21 protein-coding genes are annotated in these 23,123 nt (G+C 69.0%); 12 read left to right on the top strand and 9 right to left on the bottom strand.

Features of this window, described 5'->3' with window-relative positions:
* Nucleotides 1–38 precede the first annotated feature (38 nt).
* The 6 genes from BQ8008_RS04730 to BQ8008_RS04705 all read right to left on the bottom strand — a co-directional run bounded on the left by BQ8008_RS04730 (nt 39) and on the right by BQ8008_RS04705 (nt 6,395).
* The gene (locus BQ8008_RS04730) at nt 39–302 is read right to left on the bottom strand and encodes a phosphoribosyl-ATP diphosphatase (RefSeq protein WP_108833019.1); all 264 of its coding nucleotides are present in this window, start codon (nt 300–302) and stop codon (nt 39–41) included.
* A 182-nt stretch (nt 303–484) separates the two neighbouring features.
* Nucleotides 485–2,167, bottom strand: coding sequence for a hypothetical protein (locus BQ8008_RS04725; protein ID WP_108833018.1), 1,683 nt, complete (start codon nt 2,165–2,167; stop codon nt 485–487).
* Nucleotides 2,164–2,955 (bottom strand): ABC transporter ATP-binding protein, encoded by a 792-nt coding sequence (locus tag BQ8008_RS04720; RefSeq protein WP_108833017.1) that lies wholly within the window; start codon nt 2,953–2,955, stop codon nt 2,164–2,166. The genes BQ8008_RS04725 and BQ8008_RS04720 overlap by 4 nt, the downstream gene beginning before the upstream one ends.
* Nucleotides 2,956–3,053: 98 nt before the next feature.
* Nucleotides 3,054–3,800 (bottom strand): response regulator, encoded by a 747-nt coding sequence (locus BQ8008_RS04715; RefSeq protein ID WP_108833016.1) that lies wholly within the window; start codon nt 3,798–3,800, stop codon nt 3,054–3,056.
* Nucleotides 3,797–5,230, bottom strand: coding sequence for a sensor histidine kinase (locus BQ8008_RS04710; RefSeq protein ID WP_108833015.1), 1,434 nt, complete (start codon nt 5,228–5,230; stop codon nt 3,797–3,799). The genes BQ8008_RS04715 and BQ8008_RS04710 overlap by 4 nt, the downstream gene beginning before the upstream one ends.
* On the bottom strand, nt 5,223–6,395 hold the full coding sequence (locus tag BQ8008_RS04705; protein WP_108833014.1) for a DUF3866 family protein: 1,173 nt from the start codon (nt 6,393–6,395) through the stop codon (nt 5,223–5,225). Before BQ8008_RS04705 ends, BQ8008_RS04710 begins: the two co-directional genes overlap by 8 nt.
* A 68-nt stretch (nt 6,396–6,463) precedes the next feature.
* Here BQ8008_RS04705 and BQ8008_RS04700 point away from each other — a divergent pair, with 68 nt between their 5' ends.
* The 7 genes from BQ8008_RS04700 to BQ8008_RS04670 all read left to right on the top strand — a co-directional run bounded on the left by BQ8008_RS04700 (nt 6,464) and on the right by BQ8008_RS04670 (nt 14,813).
* Nucleotides 6,464–7,501: a helix-turn-helix transcriptional regulator gene (locus BQ8008_RS04700; protein WP_234415231.1), complete on the top strand. Its 1,038-nt coding sequence runs from the start codon at nt 6,464–6,466 to the stop codon at nt 7,499–7,501.
* Nucleotides 7,502–7,503: 2 nt separating this feature from the next.
* Nucleotides 7,504–8,535: a helix-turn-helix transcriptional regulator gene (locus tag BQ8008_RS04695; RefSeq protein ID WP_108833012.1), complete on the top strand. Its 1,032-nt coding sequence runs from the start codon at nt 7,504–7,506 to the stop codon at nt 8,533–8,535.
* Between the two features lie 113 nt (nt 8,536–8,648).
* A complete protein-coding gene (tatA, locus tag BQ8008_RS04690) occupies nt 8,649–8,912 on the top strand; it encodes a Sec-independent protein translocase subunit TatA (protein WP_108833011.1) in 264 nt (87 codons plus the stop codon).
* A gap of 45 nt (nt 8,913–8,957) precedes the next feature.
* The gene (gene tatC, locus BQ8008_RS04685; RefSeq protein ID WP_108833010.1) at nt 8,958–9,779 is read left to right on the top strand and encodes a twin-arginine translocase subunit TatC; all 822 of its coding nucleotides are present in this window, start codon (nt 8,958–8,960) and stop codon (nt 9,777–9,779) included.
* 57 nt (nt 9,780–9,836) lie between these two features.
* A complete protein-coding gene (locus BQ8008_RS04680) occupies nt 9,837–10,808 on the top strand; it encodes a diacylglycerol/lipid kinase family protein (RefSeq protein ID WP_108833009.1) in 972 nt (323 codons plus the stop codon).
* A 21-nt stretch (nt 10,809–10,829) separates the two neighbouring features.
* The gene (locus BQ8008_RS04675) at nt 10,830–13,784 is read left to right on the top strand and encodes a DEAD/DEAH box helicase (protein WP_108833008.1); all 2,955 of its coding nucleotides are present in this window, start codon (nt 10,830–10,832) and stop codon (nt 13,782–13,784) included.
* Between the two features lie 108 nt (nt 13,785–13,892).
* Entirely contained in the window at nt 13,893–14,813 is a 921-nt protein-coding gene (locus tag BQ8008_RS04670; RefSeq protein WP_108833007.1) for a DUF808 domain-containing protein, read from the top strand.
* 3 nt (nt 14,814–14,816) lie between these two features.
* On the opposite strand, the gene BQ8008_RS04665 is transcribed toward BQ8008_RS04670, so the two are convergent.
* Both BQ8008_RS04665 and BQ8008_RS04660 read right to left on the bottom strand, forming a co-directional pair.
* Complete coding sequence (locus BQ8008_RS04665) at nt 14,817–15,503, bottom strand: response regulator transcription factor (protein WP_108833006.1); 687 nt, start codon at nt 15,501–15,503, stop codon at nt 14,817–14,819.
* Nucleotides 15,500–16,288, bottom strand: coding sequence for a sensor histidine kinase (locus BQ8008_RS04660; protein ID WP_234415230.1), 789 nt, complete (start codon nt 16,286–16,288; stop codon nt 15,500–15,502). The genes BQ8008_RS04665 and BQ8008_RS04660 overlap by 4 nt, the downstream gene beginning before the upstream one ends.
* A gap of 136 nt (nt 16,289–16,424) precedes the next feature.
* Here BQ8008_RS04660 and BQ8008_RS04655 point away from each other — a divergent pair, with 136 nt between their 5' ends.
* The 4 genes from BQ8008_RS04655 to BQ8008_RS04640 all read left to right on the top strand — a co-directional run bounded on the left by BQ8008_RS04655 (nt 16,425) and on the right by BQ8008_RS04640 (nt 21,266).
* Nucleotides 16,425–17,156, top strand: coding sequence for an ABC transporter ATP-binding protein (locus BQ8008_RS04655; protein ID WP_108833004.1), 732 nt, complete (start codon nt 16,425–16,427; stop codon nt 17,154–17,156).
* Nucleotides 17,153–18,643 carry an FtsX-like permease family protein gene (locus BQ8008_RS04650; protein ID WP_108833003.1) on the top strand — a complete coding sequence of 497 codons (1,491 nt, stop codon included), beginning with the start codon at nt 17,153–17,155 and terminating at the stop codon, nt 18,641–18,643. Before BQ8008_RS04655 ends, BQ8008_RS04650 begins: the two co-directional genes overlap by 4 nt.
* Before the next feature lie 137 nt (nt 18,644–18,780).
* Nucleotides 18,781–20,364 (top strand): apolipoprotein N-acyltransferase, encoded by a 1,584-nt coding sequence (lnt, locus tag BQ8008_RS04645; RefSeq protein WP_108833002.1) that lies wholly within the window; start codon nt 18,781–18,783, stop codon nt 20,362–20,364.
* 65 nt (nt 20,365–20,429) lie between these two features.
* Complete coding sequence (locus BQ8008_RS04640; RefSeq protein WP_108833001.1) at nt 20,430–21,266, top strand: polyprenol monophosphomannose synthase; 837 nt, start codon at nt 20,430–20,432, stop codon at nt 21,264–21,266.
* 97 nt (nt 21,267–21,363) lie between these two features.
* On the opposite strand, the gene BQ8008_RS04635 is transcribed toward BQ8008_RS04640, so the two are convergent.
* Nucleotides 21,364–21,723 (bottom strand): RNA polymerase-binding protein RbpA, encoded by a 360-nt coding sequence (locus tag BQ8008_RS04635; protein WP_108833000.1) that lies wholly within the window; start codon nt 21,721–21,723, stop codon nt 21,364–21,366.
* A gap of 277 nt (nt 21,724–22,000) precedes the next feature.
* Between BQ8008_RS04635 and BQ8008_RS04630 the strand changes: the two genes are divergently transcribed.
* Nucleotides 22,001–23,122, top strand: coding sequence for a 6-phosphofructokinase (locus BQ8008_RS04630; protein WP_108832999.1), 1,122 nt, complete (start codon nt 22,001–22,003; stop codon nt 23,120–23,122).
* Nucleotide 23,123 lies beyond the last annotated feature (1 nt).

The raw sequence follows: 23,123 nt of genomic DNA, 5'->3' as shown, positions 1-23,123 counted from the left end.
TGAGGAGGTCGAGTAGGAGGTGTGAGGGGATTCGAGGCTTACAGGTAGCGGTAGACGTCCTGGAGGCTGTAGCCCTTGGCGACCACCATGACCTGGACGTGGTAGAGCAGCTGGCTGATCTCCTCGCAGGCGGCCTCATCGGACTCGTGCTCGCAGGCCATCCAGGCCTCGGCGGCCTCCTCGACGAGCTTCTTGCCGATGAAGTGGACCCCGCGATCCAGCTCCTCCACCGTCCCGGAGCCCTCGGGTCGGGTGGCCGCCTTGTGCTGCAGCTCGGTGAAAAGGTCCTCGAAGGTCTTCATATCCCTAGGCTATCGGAAAGCGGACGGGCTACCGAGCGACCGTTGACCTACGTGGGACCCGAGCAGGTCCTCGGCGCTCACCGCCGTCGCCTCGGGCGGGATGGCTTCCCTCTTCAAGAGATACCCCGCCCGATGCGTCGGTACGGCTCTGTGGTCACTGGGATCGGTTGTCCCAGACCGGCTCAGTCCCGGATGGCGGCGCGCCTGGATCCAAGGACCGCGGCCCCTATCGCCACCGATCCGATGAGCAGACTGAGGACGACGATCGTCATCCAGCGCTCGGGGAACTGGTGGGCCACGGCGATCCAGCTCCAGGGGGCCAGCCGCCACAGCCAGGTGACCGCCAGGACGTCATTGCCGCCGATGAGCAGCCCCATGATCACCAGGATGACGTTGAGGACGATCGCCACGACGATCCGGGTGCTCAGAGCCACCGCCAGACTGACGGCCGCGATCATGAAGGCCACCGCGGGCATCACCATGAGCCCGTAGACGGGACCGGCCAGGCCCGGCAGGCTCGGATCGTTGCGGGTCAGAGTGTCACCGAGGACGGTCACGATCCAGGAGACGACCAGGACCGGGATGAGGAAGAAGCCACTCAGGACCGCAGCTGAGGCCAGGATGCCCCCGCCCCCTCGGCGGGTGATGAGCGTACGCCAGGCGGGCTGGAGGCGTCCCCACACCGTGATGCCGACGAGGGCCGCGGCAACCGGCGCTCCCATGAGCTCGAGGAAGCTCTGCCCGTACCCGGGTGGATACACGGTGTGGAGGACACCCAGGAAGGCGAGCAGCAGGGTCGCCAGGACCGCCCACACGATCCAGGGCAGGACGCCGGCCATCGCCAGGACGGCACTGCGCGGCCCGGGAGTACGGGCCATGCGGGTGGTGGGCGTAGCACGGAACTGCGCGGTACTCCGGGGCGGCGACGTCGGAGCCTGCGCCGAGGCCTGTACCGAGATGGTCTTCGGCTGAGCGTCGGTGGCCTGTCCACCGGGAAGCAAGCGTCTGAGCCCGACGACGAACCACGCCGAGGACTCAGCACCCCCAGATGTGCCGCCAAGAACGGACAGGCCGATGCCGGCCAACGTCAGGGCGGCCGTCAGCAGGAACCCGGGCAGGAGCGGGTAGCCCCACACCGGCGAGTCCGCCTCGAGCAGCACGCTGCTGCCGTGAACACCCAGCAGGGGCAACGGGACCCTGGCCGTCCAGGTCCACGGGAACATCCACCAGTCGCTCCGCTCGGCCTGGACCACGCCCACCACGGACCAGACGAAGCCGAGGACAGGGGCGATCCCGACGGCGATGACTCGCAGCACGCGGAAGGCTGCCATGCCCCAGGCGCAGGCCCCGGTGACGACGATCCACATGTAGGTGGCGAACAGCAGGTACCTGTCCCAGGGGCCCCAGCCGCTGCCAACGATCAGAGCGTGCCCCACCACCGGGGCGACCAGTGCCACCTGGCAGGCCAGCGCTGACAGGCTCAGCACTACGAGGCGGGCAGCCGCCACCCGGCGCGGCTCGACGGCGCGCCAGGCCGTCCCGCCCTGACGCCACCGCCGCTCACGCCACTGGGCCATCGCCCCGGTCAGCAGCCCCAGAGGTACCGCGAAGGCCCCGGCATACATATGCATCCACGCCAGAGCATTGCCGTTCCACTGCAGCTCTGTGACCACGCCCGAGGAGATCGAGGCGTTCGCCAGGATGATGGTGTGAACGGTGAAGATGAGCGTCGCCCCGATGACGCCCCAGGTGAAGGTGCGCCGACTGCGGGTGAGCTCGGCACGCACCAGGTCCCACAGGCTCACTCCCACTTCTGCCTTCCCCTGCACCTTCACCCGGGGCTGCGGCTGCACAACGGTGCTCATGCGCACACCTCCGTCCCGGTGCGGCGTCCGCCTCCGGTGACCGCCGCCAGGAACGCCTTCTCCATGGCCCGTTCGTCGTCGGCGTCGGCGAAGTCGGCCAGCGGCCCCTCGTAGACGAGGCGCCCGGTGGACAGGACCCCGATGTCGTCGCTCATGCGGGCGATCTCGCCGAGCTGATGACTGGAGACGATGACGGTGCGGCCCTCGTCGGCCAGGTTCCGCACGAGGTCGCGCAGCTCGATAATGCCCTGAGGATCCAGGCCATTCTGGGGCTCATCGAGGATGAGGACCTCCGGGTCGGTCAGAAGCGCCATGGCCAGCGACAGACGCACCTTCATGCCCGTGGAGAAGGAGCCGGCACGCTTCCGGCCGACTCCGGTCAGCCCTACACGCTCCAGGAGCGGGGTGATGGCCTGCGGGGAGGTGCCGGTCAGGCGGCAGTGGACGAGCAGGTTGCGCCGTGCTGACAACTGGGGGAAGAGGGCGGGGCCGTTAATGGAGGCGCCCACCCGGGCCAGGCTGTGACGGGAAAACGGAACGCCCTGGATCTCCACGCGGCCGGCGTCGGGTCTCAGCAGACCCAGGGCGATGTTGAAGGCGGTGGACTTGCCGGCGCCGTTGAGGCCGAGCAGCCCGTAGACACGGCCCGGGTAGGCCAACAGGTCCAGATCGGAGAGCACATGCTGGCGGCCGAAGGACTTCGAGACCCCCGTCAGTCTCAGCCCGGGGGTGATACCGGCGCCGTGGGTGGGGGAGGGGAGAGGTGATGCTGTTGCGGTGGCTGTCATGGCCCCATGCTCGTGCGCACCGGTACCTCGGCGGATCCCCACCAGGGATACGGCCGGTGGCCGTCACCGACGCCGTGTCTCCTCCCTGGGGAGGAGAACTACCGCGGCTGGACGAGTCCCGTGGTCAGGGCGTAGATGACGAGTTCGATCCGGTTGTGGCAGCCGGTCTTGCCCAGGATGGACTTGACGTGGGACTTGACCGTCGACTCGGCGACGTAGAGCCGCTCGCCGATCCGGGCGTTGCTCATACCCTGGCACACGAGGGCCAGGACGGCGTTCTCCCGTCCGGTTAAGGGCGCGTAGGGTCCCGACGGTGCCCCGACGACGGGCACGGCGCCATCAGTCGGTCTCGACGGCGAGGTTGGCGACTGCGGGGCACCAGATCCGGTACCTGCATCAAGGTGCGCCAGAACGGTGCCGGTGACGGCCGGGTCCAGCCAGGACCCGCCGCGGGCGACGATGCGGATCGCCTCCAGCAGCGTCATCGGCTCGGCGTCCTTGAGGAGGAAACCGTGAGCGCCGGCGCCCAGAGCCGCCAGGACGAGGTCGTCATCATCGAAGGTGGTCAGAACCAGGATCCGCAAGGCGGTGGTGGCCGGCGTGGTGCGCAGCTCACGAATGGCACTGACCCCGTCCAGGACCGGCATCCGCAGATCCATGAGCACCAGGTCGATTCCGCCTTGAGGATCACGAGCCCGGGCGGTGAGGCTATCGACTCCCTGGCGCCCGTTGACCGCTTCCAGCACAACCTCCATATCGGGTTGCGCGTCCACGAGAGCGCTGAAGGCGCTGACCAGCAGCGGCTGGTCGTCGACGACGGCGACCCTGATCGCACCGGGGGTCATCTGCAGTCTCCTGATCCTGTCTCGCCGGTCATCTCACCTGAGTGCCGGCCCGGGACCGTGGCGCTCGCGGGCAGCTCGAGCGGTGCCACCGGGAAGTCGACGTCGAGGGTGAAGAAGCTTCGGCCCTCGTCATCACGTTGGACGCCATGGGTCATGGTTCCGCCTACGAGCCTGAGACGCTCCTCCAGACCGATGAGTCCGCTGCCGCCGAAGGGCGAGTGCTCGAGGGCCTCGGACACCGGGTTGGCGACGCGAAGGTGGCAGGAGGCCGGGGCAGTGGCGGACGTGGCAGAGGAACTGTGGGAGATCATCAGGCCCACCTCGACCTGGCCGGAGCCGTGCCTGACGGCGTTGGTGAGGGCCTCCCCGACAAGCCGGACGAGGGTGAGGCGTTGTATCGCAGACCATCCCTCGTTGCAGCGCTCCAGCACTTCTGGCCCGGGCAGCACGGCGTTGATCCTGGCGCCCGATCCGCGGGTGGTCTCAATGAGGACCGGGATGGTGCGCAGGTCCGCCACAGGGGTGATCTCACCGGCGTCGGAGCGCAGGACTGAGACGAGCTGGCGCACGGAGATCAGGGAGGCGTCGGCCGTGTCGCGCACGGTGGTCAGGGTGCTGCGCAGCCGTTCCTCGCCGCCCAGGGCCAGGCCGGTGGCGGCCTGCACCTTGATCGTGGTGAGGCTGTGGCCCACGAGGTCGTGGAGCTCTCGGGCCAGGCTGAGGCGCTCGGCCGCAACCGCCTGGGCCGCGGCAATGCCGACGTCGCGGGCCTGGTTCTCGGCGACTCGGCGCCGGTAGGAGGCCAGCAGGTAGGTCAGGACAACGGCACCGACGAAGACCATGCTGGTGAGTGTTCTGACCAGAAGGATGGTCCCGTCCCAGCCGGAGCTCGTCGTCGGGTCGGCGCCGGATCCGTGAGCTCTGGAGTAGCTGGCGAGGGTGACCGGGTTGACCAGGGCACCCGCCAGTGCCAGCAGGAGCGCCGCGGTGCCCCAGCGCCGATCGGGCTCCCAGCGGGTGACGGTGTAGAGGCTGGTGATAGCCGTGGCGATGATCGGGTTGAGGCCGAGGTTGACCGGGGAGAGGGCCACGAGGATCGCGTAGGCCGCCAGCATGGTGTAGGTCGCAATGAAGGAGGCGCGCAGGAGGCGCAACCGGCCGAACTGCGTCAGCGCCAGCGCCAGACACAGGGCGAAGTCCGCGACGTAGACGGCGTAGGCGCCGAAGCGGAGGATGAAGGTGACCGATTCGAGGCCGAAGATGAGGAAGACGGCGCCCAGGGCCAGGTCCACGACTGGGACGGCGTATCGCGACCAGCGGCTTCCTCGCGTCGGTACGGTCCGGTGCCGTGCGCGCCAGTCGTAGGCCGCAGACAGGTTCGTCGCCAGTGGCAACACCGCTTCATCAACCGGTGCAGCTACGTCAGCCATTCACCGCCTCCGCATCCAGGATCCGGCGGACATGGCGACCGGCCGCCGCCGCGGCGATGAAGGCGGCCGTGTCCTCATCCAAGCCCCGCCGCATGGTGGACATCCTCACTCCGGTCTCCGCCTCGGCTGCGCGCAGCTGCTCCAGGAGCCCGTTGGAGGGAACCTCGACCAGCCGGTGCTGCGCGGCACCCGGCCGGGGCGCGCACAGGGCCTCGGCCTCCTGACGCACCTGCGCCCCCAACGGGCCCTCCAGGTCGGGGACGACGACGTCGGCCCCCGCCAGCGCGACCCGCCCGTAAGCCGTCATCGAGTGGTGGGAGACGCCCCGGTGGCGGGGACGGGCATCGGCCTGGGAGACGCGCAGGCAGGCCACCGGGCGCCCGCCCAGCGCGGCGATGGCGTTGACCGCGTCCCCGCAGGCCACTCCCGAGAACCCCCAGGGCGTCTCGGTGCCCAGGTTCCCGGGCCCCTGGATGACGATGGCGGCGTCGGCGTGCAGAACGTGCCGGGCCGCCAGGAGCGCGTTGTGGATGCTGACCGCCTCGATGTCACCGCCCCAGGCCTGTCCGGCCGTCACGGTCCCGGACAACCACCCGGCCTCACGCAGGGCGGCGACAACGCGTGAGTAGGCCAGGGGCAGGGCTCCGCCATCAGTCATGATGTAGACGATGCGCGGCTGCTCCTGATCGTCGGGGGAGCGCAGCCCGGCGAGCACGGCCGGCAGGCTCGAGTGCAGGTCGGCCACCACCACCGGCATCCCCCCCAGGTCGAGGCTGCCGATCGGCTGGGACAGCAGGCCGTGATGGTCGGTGCCCTGCTCGTCGACGCCGGTGACCATGACCTGGTCGGGCATGTAACGGGCCTTGACGAGGTGGCCCTCGCGCGGCGGGTCGGCGGGCAGAACGTCCAGGCGGGCACTGACCATGGCGTGCCCGCCCGTGCCAAGGGCCCGGTCGAGGGCTGAGACCTCCAGCCTCACCCGCTCCCCAGCGGCGGGAACCCCGGTGAGGGCCTCATAGGCGACCGCACGGACCCGCTGGCCGGGAGGCAGGCTGTGCGCGCCGCTTGGCGCCCCGATGATCTCCACGTCCAGCTCTGCGCACGAGCGCCCCTCGGGGCCCCATGCCGCCCTGGTCCCGCTCACTACGCCGTCGCGCCACATCATGGCGGCAGACTATCGGGGCACGCGCGCCACAAGCCGCATGCCGCCCGATTCTCCTAGGCTGGGGGACCGTGAGCCAGCAGACCCGCAGTACCGAGGAGCGCCTGGTGAGCCTCCTGCTCACCCTGCGCAACACCACCACCGGTCTGAGCGCAGAGGAGCTCATCGACAGCGTGCCGGGATACTCCTCAAGAAGTCCTGCCACTAACCCGGACTCGGCGCGCCGCAAGTTCGAGCGGGACAAGGACACGCTGCGCGAGCTCGGCATCGATGTGACCACCACCGGACGCCCCGAGGAGCCCCGCTACCGCATCGATGAGGGGGACTACGCCCTGCCCGCGCTGCACCTGAGCGCGGAGCAGGCCGCCTGCCTGAGCCTGGCCGCCTCCGCCTGGCGCGACGGCGACCTGCCCGCCACCGCCAGGAGGGCCCTGACCAAGCTGCGCGCCGTCAGCGAGGGACCGGTGGGAAGCAGCTCCGCAAGCCTGCCGGCTCTCACGGCGGACCTGTCCGGCGAGGAGATCCCCGAGGCGCTCGTCGCCGCGGTCGACGAGCGCCGCCTGGTCACCTTCGACTACGTCTCCGCCCGCTCGGGCAGCACCCGGGCCCGTACCGTCGAGCCCCACCACTTGCGCCTGAACGAGGGCGCCTGGTACCTCGACGCCGTCGAGCCCACCGGCACCCGCGACACGGACAGCACCACGGATCCAGAGGAACCGGAAGGAACCGCCACCAGGACGCTGACCTTCCGCCTGGCCCGCATTGCGGGGCCGGTGACCGTCCATGGGCACCCCGGGGCCTTCACCCGAATGCCCGCCAGCACCCCGCCCCGCCGGCGGGCACATCTCGCCGTGCTTCCGGGACGCGCCCTGGGGCTGCGTCTGGCCGGAGCCCACCTCGATCCGGTTCAGGCCTCGCAAGCAGACCTGCCCGCACACCTGGAGGGACACGACCTCATCGCCGTCGAGTACGAGGATCCCTTCTCCTTCGCCGGCACGGTGGCCGCCCTCGGGGACGCCGCAGTGGTCCTCACCCCGCCTTCCCTGCGCGAGGATGTCCTGGCCCACCTGCGAGGTGCTGCCGCGCTCACGGCACCGGAAGGGGAATGACGATGCCGCGCGTCTCCACATCCGACCAGCTCACACGGCTGCTCGCCCTGCCCGCCTGGGTCGCGGATAACCCCGGAGTGTCCATCCAGGAGGCCGCCAGGCACTTCGGCGTCACACCGGCCGTCATTGAGCGGGACGTCAACACGCTATGGGTCTCCGGCCTTCCCGGAGGCCTGCACGGGGACCTCGTGGACTTCGACGCCGCCGACTTCGATGCCGGGCGCCTGCGCCTGTCCGAGCCACTGGGACTGGACCGCCCGGTCGGCCTCACTCGGCAGGAGGCGATCTCTCTGCTCATGGCCCTCAAGGTCCTGGCCGATCTCCTCGCTGACGACGAGGCCTCCGCACCCGTGATCGCCTCCACCCGGCAGGCGGTCACCGACCTGCTCACCGCAGGCGCTTCCACCGACGACGCTGACACGCAGGCCGATTCGGAGGCCGGCCCTTCAACCGGCCTGGTCTCCGAGCATGCCGATCGTTCCGGCCATACGGCCCAGGTCCTGGCCTCCGTACGCTCCGCACTGCGGGACAGGCGCCGACTTCACCTGGCCTACGTCTCCGCCACCGACACTCCCTCCGAGCGAGACGTTGACCCCATCACCCTGAAAAGTGACGGATCACATATGACTCTCGTGGCCTGGTGCCTCAGCGCCAAGGCCGAGCGCAGTTTCCGGCTGGACCGGATCACGTCGATCGAGGTGCTCGACGTTCCTGCCGTCCGTCATCGCGCCTCACGCAGAAAGAACCAACCTCACATCGATCACTCCGTGGGGGACAAGCCCCGCGCCACACTGAGGCTGCGTCCGACAGGCCGCTGGCTCGTGGAGCAGATTCCCTGTGTCTCCCAGGAAGAGACTGCGGACGGCAGTCTCAGGATCGTTGTGGAGGGACGTGACCGGGCCTGGCTCATCGGGCTGATCCTCTCGGCCGGTCGGCACCTCATCACCGTCGAGCCCGCGGATCTCGCCCAGGACGCCGCAGCAACCGCCAAACAGGCCCTGACCTCATATGACATCAGTGCAGGAGGAGGCTGAGGGCGGATCCGTCCGCCTTAGGGAGAACCCGCAGGGCCCTCGTTCAGAGGCGCCCGCCAGGGAGGCTACACTCAGCCCGTATCGATTGCCCCCTATCCACAAGGAGCAGCGCCGTGAAGTTCACACCGACACACATTGTCGTTCTGCTTGTCCTCGTCCTGCTGATCTTCGGTTCCAGCAAGCTTCCTGACATCGCCCGCAGCGTGGGCCAGTCCATGAAGGTCTTCAAGAAGGAGGTCAAGGAGCTGCGCGACGAGGACGACGACAAGAAGCCCGCCGCCCAGATCCAGCAGCAGCCCCAGGAGGGCACTTACTACACCGAGCCCACCCAGTCCGGTCAGACCGCTCAGAACACCGAGGGCTCTTCCCAGAAGTGACGTCGTCCGGCGAGAGCCGGTGACCTGGAGACGAAGGAGGCCGTGGTGCCCAAGCTCCCTCGGATCAAGCGATCGAGGCGCAAGGACAACCCCGAGGCACGCATGTCCATCGGGGACCACCTGCGTGAGCTGCGCAACCGGCTCTTCATCTCGGCCCTGGGCGTCCTGGTCATGTCGGTTGTGGGCTATGTGCTCTACGATCAGGCCTTCTCCCTCATCACCCGACCGATCGATACCGCCAATGCCCGCGGCGCCAACCTCATCCTGAACTTCGACACGGTCCTGGCCTCTTTCGACATGAGGCTCAAGGTCTCCATCTGGCTCGGCGTCCTGTTCTCCGCGCCGCTGTGGATGTACGAGTTCTGGGCCTTCGTGGGGCCGGGCATGACCCGCAAGGAGAAGGTCTACACCTGGGTCTACGGCGTTGTGGGACTGCTGCTCTTCTCCGCCGGCGCCGCCTTGGGCATGTGGATCATGCCGCATGCAGTCGCCATTCTCACCAGCTTCATCCCCAGTGGACCCACCGGGGGCTTCATTAACGCGGGTGTCTACCTGGCCTTCGTCATGAGGCTGGTTCTCGTCTTCGGAATCGCCTTCCTCCTGCCCGAGCTCCTCGTCGCACTCAACATGCTGGGACTCATGAAGGGCGCCACGATGCTCAAGGGCTGGCGCTGGGCCGTTGTTGCCATCTTCACCTTCATGGCCTTCGCCAACCCGCTGCCGGACCCCTGGTCCATGATCTTCATGGCCCTTCCAGTGACCGGTCTGTACTTCCTGGCCTGCTTCATCTCGGTCCGGCATGACAAGCGGGTGGAGAAGAAGCGCGCCGAGCTCGACGCCGAGCTGGAGGCCGCCCTGGCCGAGTAGCGCCCGGCACCATCGGGCTCCATCGTTCTTCCCACTGCTTTCTTATCATTCTTCCTCATGCGCATCGCCCTGCTGTCCAATCCCTCCTCCGGACGCGGCCGTCATGCGGCCGCCGACGACGTCGCCCGCCAAGTCCTGAGCGAGGCCGGCCACGAGGTTCTCCACGTGCGCGGCAGTTCGTACGAGCAGGCGCGCCGTGCCGGCGGGGCCCTCCTGGGAGACGGACCGCACCGGAACGTTGAGGCGCTGGTCGTCGTCGGCGGAGACGGCATGGTGCACCTAGGAGTGGACATCGTCGCCACGACGGGCGTGCCGCTGGGCATCGTGGCCACCGGCACCGGTAACGACATCGCCAGGCACTTCGGCCTGCCCAGCAGGGATCCGGCCGCCTCCGCCCGCCTCATCGACCAGACGCTGTCCGGTGACGGCACGATCGCGGCAACCGACGCGATCTACGCCTCCCGCCCGGACGGAACCCTGCTCGCCCCGCAGCGTCGCTGGTCCCTGGCGGTGGTGAGTGCCGGACTGGACGCCGCTGTCAACGCCCGCGCCAACACCCTGACCTGGCCGGCCCACGAGGGACGCTATCTGCGCGCCCTCACGGCCGAGCTCACCGCGCTGGCGCCCTACGGCTACCGGGTCACCACCGACAACGGATCCTGGGAAGGGCCCGCGCTTCTGCTGGCGGTGGCCAACACCCGCTACATCGGCGGAGGCATGGACCTGGCGCCCGAGGCCGACTCCGCCGACGGCCTGCTGGAGGTCCTGCGCCTGGATCCCGTGAGCCGAGCCCACCTGGTTGCCCTGTTCCGTCGGCTCTCACAGGGCACGCACCTGACCGATCCGGCCGTCCACGTCGAGCGCAGTCGCAGCGTCATCATCGAGGCGCTGGACGAGCGCACCGGCCGTGACCGGGGTCTTCGCCCACCTCCGCACCCCTTCGCCGACGGCGAGCCGCTGGCAGAGCTGCCCTTGCGTCTTGAGGCCGTCCCCGACGCCGTGCGGCTGCTCCTGCCGGCTCAGGGTTGATCCGGCCCGTAGGGTGTCCCCATGAGCTCACCAGCCGAGCGCTATGCCGCATCTCGTCGTCGACAGGCCGCCGCCAGCAGTGAGCTCGCCCGCTTCGCCCGGGGCTACGACTTCCCGCTCGACCCCTTCCAGGAGGAGGCCTGCACCGCCGTCGAGAGAGGCGAGGGAGTCCTCGTCGCGGCTCCGACGGGCGCAGGCAAGACGGTGGTGGGGGAGTTCGCCGTCCACCTGGGCCTGGTCCGGGGCCTCAAGACCTTCTACACCACGCCGATCAAAGCACTGAGCAATCAGAAGTACCTGGACCTCGTGGCCCGCCACGGCGAGGAGAAGGTGGGGCTGCTCACCGGTGACATCTCGGTCAACCCCCATGCGGAGGTCGTGGTCATGACCACCGAGGTGCTGCGCAACATGCTCTACTCGGGCTCACGTGACCTGAATCGGCTGGGATTCGTGGTCATGGACGAGGTTCACTACCTCGCCGACCGCTTCCGCGGCCCGGTGTGGGAGGAGGTCATCATCCACCTGCCGGCCGAGGTCCAGGTGATCTCCCTGTCCGCCACGGTGTCCAACGCCGAGGAGTTCGGCGACTGGCTCGGCCAGGTGCGGGGCAGGACCGCCGTCGTCGTCTCCGAGGAGCGCCCCGTCCCGCTGACTCAGCACATGATGGTCGGACGCCGGCTCCTGCCCCTGTACTCCCGTCCTGTGGATGTCGCCGAGCCCGCTGAGTCCGATACGGCGCAGTCGGAGCAGCCACAGCGCTCAGATCAGTCTGTGCAGCCTCCGCTCAACCCCGAGCTGCTCAAGGCCGTCAAGCAGGCCCGCCGTGCGGCGGCGTCCGGGGGTGCCTCCAAGAACAGCTACCGCAGCCGCGGTGGCGGCTCCGCTCGGGACCAGCAGCCCTGGAAGCGCTCCGCGGGCGGGGGACGCGCTCCCCGCCGCGGCGAGGGCGGTGCCCGCACGGCGCGGCTGAAGCCTCCCTCGCGGCTGCAGGTCGTCAAGGCCCTGGGGGAGGCGAGACTGCTGCCCGCCATCGTCTTCGTCTTCTCCCGGGCAGGGTGCGAGCAGGCCGTCCACCAGGTGGTGAGCGCTGGGGTGGACCTGACCACCGAGGCGGAGGCGGCCCGCATCCGAAAGGTGATCGAGCGGCGCACCGCCGACATCCCGGCCGGCGACCTTGGGGTTCTGGGCTTCCACTTCTGGGTCCACGCCCTGGAGCGCGGTGTCGCAGCCCACCACGCGGGACTGCTGCCGGTGTTCAAGGAGACGGTCGAGGAGCTCTTCAGCGCGGGCCTGGTCAAGGTCGTCTACGCCACCGAGACCCTGGCGCTGGGCATCAACATGCCCGCGCGCACGGTGGTCCTGGAGTCGCTGCGCAAGTGGAACGGGTCGGCCCACGTCACCCTCAGCCCGGGGGAGTACACCCAGCTCACCGGTCGGGCAGGGCGCCGCGGTATCGACGTCGAAGGGCACGCCGTCGTCCTGGCCGCCGACGACGTCGAGCCCGCCACGGTGTCCTCGCTGGCCTCCCGGCGCACCTACCCTCTGGTCTCCGCCTTCCGTCCGACATACAACATGGCCGTGAACCTGCTCGAGCGCATGCCGCGGGCGCGGGCGCGTGAGGTGCTTGAGGAGTCCTTCGCCCAGTTCCAGGCCGACCGCGGCGTTGTGGAGCTGGCTGCCCAGGCGCGCCGCAAGCGACGCAGTCTGGAGGGCCTGGAGAAGGACATGACCTGCCGCCTGGGCGACTTCCGCGAGTACGCGGCCCTGCGCCAGACCATCGCCGACGCCGAGGCGGACCTGTCACGGGACAAGACCGCCGCACGCCGCAGTGAGACGGGGCGGACGATGAGCGCGTTGGGGCGCGGCGACGTGATCGTCTTCCGCAAGGGTAGGCGCCGCCGCCACGGCATCGTCCTGGAGGTCGGTGCGGACCGAACCGGGACACCCACCATCACGGTACTTGGGGAGGACTCGCGGGTCGTCGCCCTGACCCCGGACACGGCACCGGACGGCGTCATGCGCGTGGGCGCGCTGCGGGTGGCCGACTCCGTGGACCCTCACCGGCCCCGAGACCGGGACCGGCTCGTCCAGCGCCTGGTGGACGCCCTGCGCTCCGGGGACCTTGAGGACGGTACGAGGCGCACGCGTACCCGCTCCAGCCGTGCGCAGGCCCGCCGTGACAGCGCTATCGAGAACCTTGAGCGGCTGCGCCACGAGATGCGCTCCCACCCCTGTCACGGGTGCCCCGACCGGGAGGAGCACGCCCGGGTGGGTCGCAGGTGGTCGCGGGCCAAGGCCGAGGCCGAGCGCCTCCAGCGGCGCATCGAGACCCGTACCGGCACTATCGCCCGCCTCTTCGACGCCGTGTGCGAGGTGCTGCTCGAACTGGGCTATCTACGGCCGGTGGACCGGGGGCACCCGGAGCGCGAGCTGCGGGTCACCGGTGCCGGCAAGGTGCTGGCCCGGATCTACGCCGAGCGGGACCTGCTCATCGCCGAGTGCCTGCGCACGAGCATCTTTGAGAGCCTCAGTGCCAGCGAACTGGCCGGCGCGCTGAGCGCCTGCGTCTACGAGCCACGCCTGAGTGCGCAGTCGATCGGGCTGCCAGTGGCGCCCGGGTCCCGCCTCGGCCAGTGCCTGCGCGCACAGCTGGGGGTCTCGCACCGGATCCATGACCTGGAGTCCCTGGCCCGTATCGAGGCCTCCTCGGGGGCGGAGCCGGCTCTGGCCGGAGCCGTTCAGGCCTGGTGCGACGGCGCGCAGCTCGCGGACATCCTCGACGCCACTGAGCTGACGGCCGGGGACTTCGTGCGCTGGTGCAAGCAGCTGCTCGACGTCGTCGGTCAGATCGCCAGCCTCTCACCGCCGCCGGATGCCACCCCCGAGCAGGCCAGGGCGGTGACCAACCTGTCGATGCGGGCCGCAGAGGCCTCCCTGGATCTCAACCGGGGAGTGGTGAGCTGGTCGGCGGTGTGAGGCGTGCGCCCTCCATGCGTCCTCCGCTCATCTTCCAGCCGCCTCTGACAGGCCGCGACTAGTAGTCTCGTTCCGGCCGACACCTCGAACGACAGGACCCATGCCCCTATGTCTGGCTTCTTCGCCCTTCTCGATGACATCGCCACGCTCGCCAAGCTGACGCTGTCCACTGTTGACGACACGGCCTCGGCGGCCGTCAAGACCTCCGCGAAGGTGTCGGCGGCCGCCGTCGACGATGTCGCCACCACGCCCCAGTACGTCACCGGTATCACCCCGGACCGCGAGCTGCCGATCATCAAGCGGATCACGTTGGGCTCGCTTCGCAACAAGCTCCTCATCATCCTGCCGATCGGTCTGCTGCTGACGGCGGTAGCGCCTGCGCTCCTGCCGGTCGCGCTCGTCATCGGTGGCGCCTACCTGTGCTTCGAGGGCGGTGAGAAGGTCCTCGAGCGCTTCGGCTGCGGCTCGCACGCGCAGGAGGACACCGGACCGGTCGACGAGGACCAGATCGTCCGTCAGGCCACGACCACCGACTTCATCCTGTCCACCGAGATCATGCTGCTGGCCCTGGCCGAGGTGGAGGGGCAGTCCTCCATGCGGCGCATCATCGTCCTCGTCCTCATCGCCCTGCTCATCACCTTCGCCGTCTACGGCCTGGTCGCCGCCCTCATCAAGCTCGACGACGCCGGAGTGCACCTGGCCGGAAAGGGCCGCACGAGTGCTGTCCGGGCTCTCGGCCGTGCGATCGTGAAGTCAGCACCGGCGCTCTTCCGCAGCATCGGGTTCGTCGGCACCGTGGCGATGCTGTGGGTCGGTGGCCATATCCTGGCAGTGAACCTCGCCAAGTTCGGCCTCCACCCGTTGCACCATGCCATCGAGTGGGCCGAGGAGCTCATCCACAACCCGGTCCTGTCCTGGATCACCGGGACTGCCATGTCCTGCCTCATCGGGGCGGTCATCGGCACGGTGCTGGCCCTGGCCTGGCAGCCTGTGCACCACGCCCTGGCGCGCCGTCGAGCCACCCATTGAGGGCTACCGGCTGAGCCCATCACCGAGGAAGGCGAGGATGGCGCGCACCCGCCGGTTCTCCTCGGAGGGGTCCAGCCCCAGCTTGAGGAAGATCGCCGAGACGTGCTTGGCGACCGCTGCCCCCGACACAACCATCTGCGCCGAGATCTGACTGTTCGACAGCCCCCGAGCCATGAGCTCGAGGACCTCGAGCTCGCGCGGCGTCAGATCCGCCAGCCCTGAGCGAGAGCTGCGCACCACGGCCCGGGCCACCTCCGGGTCGGTCACCATGCCTCCGGCCAGGACCACTCGCAGGGAGCCCAGGAAGTCCGCGACCTCCGAGACCCTGTCCTTGAGCAGGTACCCCGTCCCACCGGCGTCTGCCGGGGCCTCGGAGGCGAGGAGCCGCTGGGCGTAGGTCGCCGACACGTACTGGCTGAGCACCATGATGGCCACGGCTGGGTGACGGCGCCGAATGTCCAGCGCGGCCTCCAGTCCGTCGTTCCTCATGGTCGGCGGCATGCGGACGTCCGTGATGACGGCATCGGGCAGGTGCCCCTGGCTGTCCAGGTGGTCGATGCGCTGGACGAGTGCCGGCGCGCTGCTCTCCCGGGCGACGACGTCGTAGCCCTGGCGCTCCAGCAGGCCCGCCAACCCCTCGCGCAGCAGGGCCGAGTCATCGGCGAGCACCAGTGAGGGGGCCATGGTCATCGCTCCTGCCCATCCGAGATGCCAGTGCTGCTCGCACTGTCCATGCCGTCTGAGCCGATGCCGCTCTCCCCGCGGGCCAGGAGCAGCGGCAGGTGCGCCGCGACCTGGGTCGGCCCACCTGGGGGACTGGACAGCATGAGCCCTCCGCCGAAGGCCGCGAGCCGCTCTCTCATCCCCGCCAGACCGTGACCCGGCCGGAGGTAGGCCCCGCCGGGCCCGGTGTCAACGACACAGACTCTCAGCTTGTCGTCCACGGTCAGCAGGATGGTGACCGCAGCACCGGGAGCGTGCTTGAGCGCGTTGGTCATCGCCTCCAGGGCGAAGAAGTAGGCCGCGGCGAGGACGCCCTCGGGCACCGTCGGCAGGGGGTGCGGACAGACGATCCTCACGGTCCGGCCGGTCTTGTCAACTCGATCCACCGCTTCTGTCAGGGCTGCTTCCAGACCGAGGTCGGTGAGCACCTGGGGGTGGATACCGCGCACCGTGGTGCGCAGCGACTCGAGCCCGCCGGCGATGGCCGCCTTGGCCTCGCCCAGAAGAGCGGCGAGTGCGGGATCCGCGGTGACAGCGGGGGAGAGCTGGGCCTCGCCAAGCTTCATGAGTCCGACGACGAGGCGCTGCTGAGCGCCGTCGTGCAGATCTCGCTCGATACGGCGGCGCTCAACCTCGTAGGCCGCGACGATCTCCCGACGGGAGGCCGTCAACTCGGCGATCCTCCGGGCGGCAACGGCCTCATGTGTGGATCTGGCCTTGCCGAGCCGTCGCGGAGAGAACCTGAGCTGCACGATCCCAAGGTACCGTGTCCCGTTCGCCAGAGGCGTCAGGCTGGGCACCAACTACCCGAGAGGTATACCCAGCACTACCTCATCAGCAGTGCGAGCACTATCGCGATCGCGTCGAGAAAACGATGAAATAAGAGCCATGAGCACACCACTGATCACCACCAGCGACATTGTCAAGCGCTTCGGTACGGTGACGGCTCTGGCCGGCCTGACTATCAACGTCTCCGCAGGTGAGAGCGTCGCGATCATGGGGCCCTCGGGCTCGGGCAAGTCGACCCTGCTGCACTGCCTGTCCGGAGTCCTCGTCCCGGACCAGGGGAGCGTAGGCTTCGGGGGCACCGAGATCTCCCGTCTCACTGATGCGCAGCGATCCCATCTGCGACTGCGCGAGCTGGGATTCGTCTTTCAGGACAGCCAGCTCATCCCCGAGCTGCCGGCTCGGGAGAACGTGGCCCTTCCGCTCATGCTTACCGGAACACCGACGCGTTCGGCACTGCGCGCCGCCGATGAGGTGCTCGCACGGCTCGGCCTGGCGGATCTCAGGGGGCGGCACCCTGCGCAGATGTCCGGCGGTCAGGCCCAGCGGGTTGCGATCGCCCGGGCGCTGGTGGGTAGTCCCCGTGCCATCTTCGCCGACGAGCCCTCCGGAGCACTGGACCAGGCAACCGGTCACGAGATGATGCAGCTGCTGACAGCGGCCGCCTCCATGGCCGGCGCGACGCTGGTCGTGGTGACTCACGACGTCAATGTTGCTCGCTGGTGCTCACGCCTTATCGAGATCCGTGACGGACTGGTCCACTCGGACCGCCGCCTGAACGCCAGCACAGCCCGTGGTTCCATGCAAGCCGCAGAGCCGGAGGTCGCCCGATGAGCACGTCGATGACCGCCTCGGTTCCCAGCTCTGCCGCTGTGCCTGCGACAGGCTCATCCCGCGTTGCGGTCTCCCGACCCGGTCCCGCGGTTCTCGCCCGCCTCACCGCGCGTCTGACCCGCGCACGTCTCACCTCCCACGAGGGGGAGACGCTGCTGTACCTGGCCAGCGTTTTGGCATACACCGTGGCCACCTGTGCAGCCCTGACCGTCGCCGGGGGTACCTGGATGCTCTACAGCCGTGGAACGCACCCGGAACGGGTTCCGGTATGGGAGGCCGCGGCCAAGAACGCGGGCTACGGCTTCGACTTCATGGCTTCGCAGTACCTCAGCATGTCCGTTCTGGCCTGCGCCATGCTGGTGCCAGCCATGGTGGGGCTGGCCTCCAGCGCCGCGGTCCTGGGGGCGCGCAGCCGTGAGAGGCGCCTGGCTGTTCTGCGCCTGATGGGCCTGTCCGGGGCCGACGTCACCCGAATGTCCCTGCTGGACGCCCTTGTCCAGTCGGTGGTAGGTGCAGTCATTGGCACCGCAGCCTACCTGGTCACCCTTCCCGCCTGGAGCAGCCTCACCGTCATGGGAACCCGGATCACTGCCAGTGAGATGGTGTTGCCGCTACGGTTCCTGGCCGCCGTCCTGGTGGGAGTCCTCGCGGTCGGCCAGGTCTCGGCATGGCGGGGGCTGCGCCAGGTGCGGATCTCCCCTCTGGGCGTCTCACGACGAACCAACGGACCGCGCGCCGGCGTCTGGCGCGTCATCGTGTTCCTCGTGACGCTGTTCGGTGCCCCACAGATCATCAGGTCGGTACCGCAGCAGTATCGTTTCATCATCGTGTGCGTCATGATCGTGGCACTCATTGCCGTCTTCGACCTGGCCGGGTCATGGTTCACGCAGCTGCTCTCCCGAGGGCTCGCCCGGCTACGCGGCCCGGTCATGCGTTGGACCGCTCGCCGGATCCAGGCAGCCCCCACCGTGACGTGGCACCGGGTCTCCGCCATGGGGCTGCTGGCCTTCATCGGTGGTTTCATGTCACTCATGCCACTGGGGCTGAGCGCCATGACGACGACGGAAGCCGATTCGGCCGAGTCCTTCGTTTACAGCATCCTGTGGGACGTTGACAAGGGGGCCGTCATCACCCTGGCCTTCGGGTTCGCCCTGACGGCCACCTCCATCCTCATCACCCAGGCCTCAGGAACCATCGAGCGCGCGGAGCAGTCCCGCAGCCTGCACCGCATGGGCGCCCCTGCAGGCTACGGCCTGCGCGTCATGTGGATGGAGGCCTACACACCGCTCCTCCTCGCCGTTCTGGGCGGTGCGGGTCTGGGCATCGTCATGGGCTCGCTCCTGATGGGGACTTCTCCGATGTCCGGTGCGTCTCCGCTGGTAGTCGGTGTCATCACCGTCGGTTTGGTGATCACGGGCCTCGCCCTGGGCGCCTGCCACCCGCTGTACCACCGGCTCCTGGGAACACAGGAGCGCCATAACGACTGACACTGCGTGAGTCCGGTTCCACACCACCGCTCACTGCTGCCTACCAGGCGAGACAACGTCGCATTGCCCGTATGCTTCATCGCGTGACAGTGCCCTCCTGGTCCACCCGTTGGTTTCGCCGATCAGTCCCCGCAGCCATGGCGCTGCTGGCGGGTCTGTCCACCTACACCGCTTTTCCTCCGATGAACCTATGGTGGTCGGCCCTCATCGGGGTCGGGGCGTTCATGCTGCTCATCCGCGGCCGTGGTTTCTGGGCGGGCGTCGGTCTGGGGCTGCTCTACGGCTTCGGCCTGTTCACTCCCCTGCTGCACTTCACGATGGTGGGCATGGGCAACCCGATCGGCTGGATCGCGCTGACGGTCTTCGAGTCGCTCTACCTGGCCGGTCTCGGCGGGGCCTGGGCCCTGGTGAGCCGCCTCCCACAGCTTGAGGGCGCCTCCGGCGGCCGGAACCTGCTGCGCCGGGTGCCCGCCGGCGCCCGGAGTGTTCTCGCCTTCGCGCTGTTGTGGTCGGGGGCCGAGGAGCTGCGATCCGTCTGGCCGCTGGGCGGTTTCCCTTTCGGGCGCTTGGCCTTCGCCATGGCCGACGCCCCGATCCTGCCGGCTGCGGCCTATGTCGGCAGTGCCGGGGTGGGGCTGCTGGTGGCGCTGGCCGCAGCATGCGCGGCCCACGCGGCTCGGTCCATCCATGAACGCCGCGCCGTCCCCGTAGTCGTCTCCGTGGTACTCGCCGCGGCTCTGCTTGTGGCACCGCGGCTGCTGCCGCTGGACGCGCGTGCCCAGAACGGCACTGTTCGCGTCGGAGCCGTCCAGGGCAACGTGGCCACCGACTTCGAGGACGCCTTCAACCGCGCCCTGGAGGTGACCGGTAACCACGCCGAGGCCACGAAAAAGCTGGCCGGCGACGTCGGCTCCGGAAACCTCGACATGGTCATCTGGCCGGAGAACTCCGCGGACCTGGATCCGCGCGACTACCCGGCCTCGGCGGCCATCGTCGATGAGGCCGCCCAGGCCGTCCAGGCGCCGGTGCTCGTGGGCGCCGTGCCCTTCGTCGACGACATCCGCTACAACGACGTCCTCGTGTGGAATCCCGGAGACGTCTCCGGGGAGACGACTCATGCCTACTACCGCAAGCACCTGCCCGTACCCTTCGCCGAATACATTCCCGCCCGTTCCCTCGTGCGACGCCTGACCACCCAGGTCGACCGTGTCGGCGTCGACATGCTGCCCGGCACCGGCCCCAGCACGCTGACGGTTCCCGCCGTTACTCAGGGCCGAGAGGTCACCTTCGCGATGGGGATCTGCTTCGAGGTCGCCTACGACGATGCCCTGCGCACCGGCGTCAAGCAGGGCGGGCAGGCCATCGTCATCCCGACGAACAACGCCTCCTTCCTCGACTCCGGCGAGGCCGCCCAGCAGCTGGCTCAGGGCCGTGTCCAGGCGGTGGTCCACGGTCGCAGCGTCATCCAGGCCTCCACCGTCGGCTACACGGCGATCATCAATCCCCATGGCGAGGTCGAGCAGGTGACCCGGCCCTACACGCAGGCGAGCCTCGTGGCTGACGTCCCGCTGCGCAGCTCCCAGACCGTCGCCGACCGGCTCGGCTTCGCCCCCGGCATCGTCATCCTCGTCGGAGCAGGTCTGCTGCTCAGCGCCGGTATCCTGGAACAGGTGCGCCTGCGCAGGAAGACGACGGCTCGGGTTCACCGGCGTCGACGCTGATCTCAGATACCCTCAGGGCGTCTCAGGTGGCCTCTGCGCCCCACACCCCAACCATGGAGAGAGAAGTGAAGGCACTCGTCGTCATCCCGACCTACAACGAGATCGAGTCCCTGCCCACGGCACTGGACCGGGTCCGCGAGCACACTCCCGAGGCGGACATTCTCGTCGTCGACGACGGTTCCCCCGACGGCACCGGTGACTACGCCGACACGCGCGCCGATGAGGACTCCCAGATCCACGTCCTGCACCGTTCGGAGAAGAACGGGTTGGGGCCGGCCTACCTCGCCGGATTCTCCTGGGCACTGGCGGCCGGCTACGAGCTCATCGTCGAGATGGATGCCGACGGCTCCCACCGGGCCGAGGACCTTGCCCTGCTCATCCAGCGCGCTGAGATGGCTGACGAGCCCGACCTCGTCATCGGGTCGCGATGGGTCTCCGGCGGCGCCACCGAGGGCTGGGACGCCAAGCGCGTGGCCCTGTCCAAGGCCGGCAACCTCTACATCAACGCCATGCTGGGACTGCGGGTCAAGGACGCGACCGCCGGTTTCCGGGTCTTCCGTGCCTCCATCCTGCGCCGTATGGACCTGAGCAAGGTCGAGGCCCTCGGCTACGGGTTCCAGGTCAACATGACCAAGCTCGTCGATGAGGTCGGGGGCCGTATCGTGGAGATGCCCATCACCTTCCTGGAACGGGAGGCCGGGCAGTCCAAGCTCTCCGGGGGGATCTTCACCGAGGAGCTGTCCCTGGTGACCCGCTGGGGCGTCGCCAAGCGCTCCGGCCAGCTGCTCGACGCCGCCAAGATCGCCGGAAGCCGCCTGCGTGCCGCTCGCGACAGGCGCCGCCGGACCGCGACCGGCTACCAGCGACGCCCGTCAGCGTCATCGCGCCAGAAACGCTCCTGACCTACATCACCTGGCGTCGTCCTCCAAGAAAGACATCGAAAGGGCCACCCACGAAGGGTGGCCCTTTCGATCTGGTCCACACGGGTCTTCAGGACGGTCAGCCGCTGACTCGCTCGCGGTAGACCTCGCCGCTGCGCAGCGCCTCAAGGCGCTCGTTGAGGAGAACCTCGAGCTCCTCGACCTTGCGGCGCTCCAGGAGCATGTCCCAGTGGGTGCGGGGGGTCTTCTTGGGCTCGTCGGGCTCGGGCTCTTCCTCACCGCGCCTGGCGGCGGGCTGCCCGCACTCGGGGCACTCCCACGTGGGGGGCACCTCGGCCTCAGTCGACATCGGGATCCTGGTCACGTGCGCCATCGGGCACTCGTAGCTGACGATCATCCGCTCAGCGAACTCGACGCCGTCCTCCGACTCCATCGACTTCGCGCCGATGGTCATGCCCCGCAGTGCGCGGTCTGCCATGCTTGTGGCCTCCTCGTGGCTCGTCTCTCGCCGGTGCCCCGTCCCTGGCGGCGCATGCGTCCCGCGCAGCTCAGGGCACCGATGCGTCAACACCGGAGGAGGGCGAATTGTTCCCACCGATCTCGACGCGATCCGGGTGACGATGATACCGGTTGTTAAAACAGGCGATGACGCTGGGCGGAGTCGATGGGGAATCGGCGGCGTCCTCGTGGTTCTCACCGCGGGCACCAGCGGGTACGGCGTGTAGGTCACGAGGAACCGCGGCATACTTGGCCCCATGGCTCAGCGCATCGGCATTCTCACAGCGGGCGGCGACGCCCCGGGACTCAACGCGGCGATTCGGGGATTCGGGAAGGCTGCGATCCAGCAGCACGGATGGGAGCTCATCGGCTTTCGTGACGGCATGCGAGGTCTGGCCGAGAACCGTTTCATCGAGCTGGACGCCGCCGCCCTGTCCGGAATCCTCACCACCGGCGGCACCATGCTGGGAACCAGCCGGGACAAGGTGCATCGCATGATGGTGGACGGCGAGCCGCGCGACATGGTGCCCACCATCGTGGAGAACTGCGAGAAGGACGGGATCGACACACTCGTGTGCCTCGGCGGGGGTGGGACCGCCAAGAACGCCAAGCGCCTCATGGACGCCGGCCTCAACGTCATCCACCTGCCCAAGACCATCGACAACGACATCGTCCACACCGATTCCTCCTTCGGCTTCGCCACGGCCCTGGAGATCGCCACGGAGGCCGTGGACCGGCTGCACTCGACGGCGCACTCCCACCACCGCATCATCCTCACCGAGATCATGGGGCACCGAGCCGGGTGGCTGGCCCTGGGAGCGGGGATCGCAGGCGGGGCTGATGTCATCCTGCTGCCCGAGATCCCGTACTCGGTGGACGCGATCGCGGACAAGATCGAGCGACGCCGATCCCACGGATCATCCTTCTCGGTGGTGGCCGTGGCCGAGGGTGCGCTATCGGTGACGGATCACGCAGAGCTGGAGCACGCCCGAGCCCTGGTCAAGGACGCTTCCAGCCCCGAGCGCAAGGCGATGGCCAAGCGGGGCGTCAAGCGCCTGGAGGCCTCCCACCGCGCCAACACCTTTACCCTGGCCGAGCAGCTGGAGAGCCTCACCGGCCTGGAGGCTCGCGTCCCCATCCTGGGGTACGTCCAGCGGGGCGGCTCGCCCTGCGGGGCCGACCGCCTGCTGGGCACGCGCCTGGGGGTGGCCGGCGCCAATGCGATCGCCGAGGGCAAGTACGGTGTCATGGTGGCCGACCGCGGCCACGGCACCGCACTGGTTCCCCTCAAGGATGTGGCCGGACATACCAAGTTCGTGCCGGCCGACCACGAGTGGATCCAGGCCGCACGCGCCGTGGGGACGGCACTGGGGGACTGAG

This window comes from Actinomyces sp. Marseille-P3109 (genome assembly GCF_900323545.1).
GTDB lineage: Bacteria > Actinomycetota > Actinomycetes > Actinomycetales > Actinomycetaceae > Actinomyces.
This window is presented reverse-complemented; position numbering and strand designations above follow the sequence as displayed.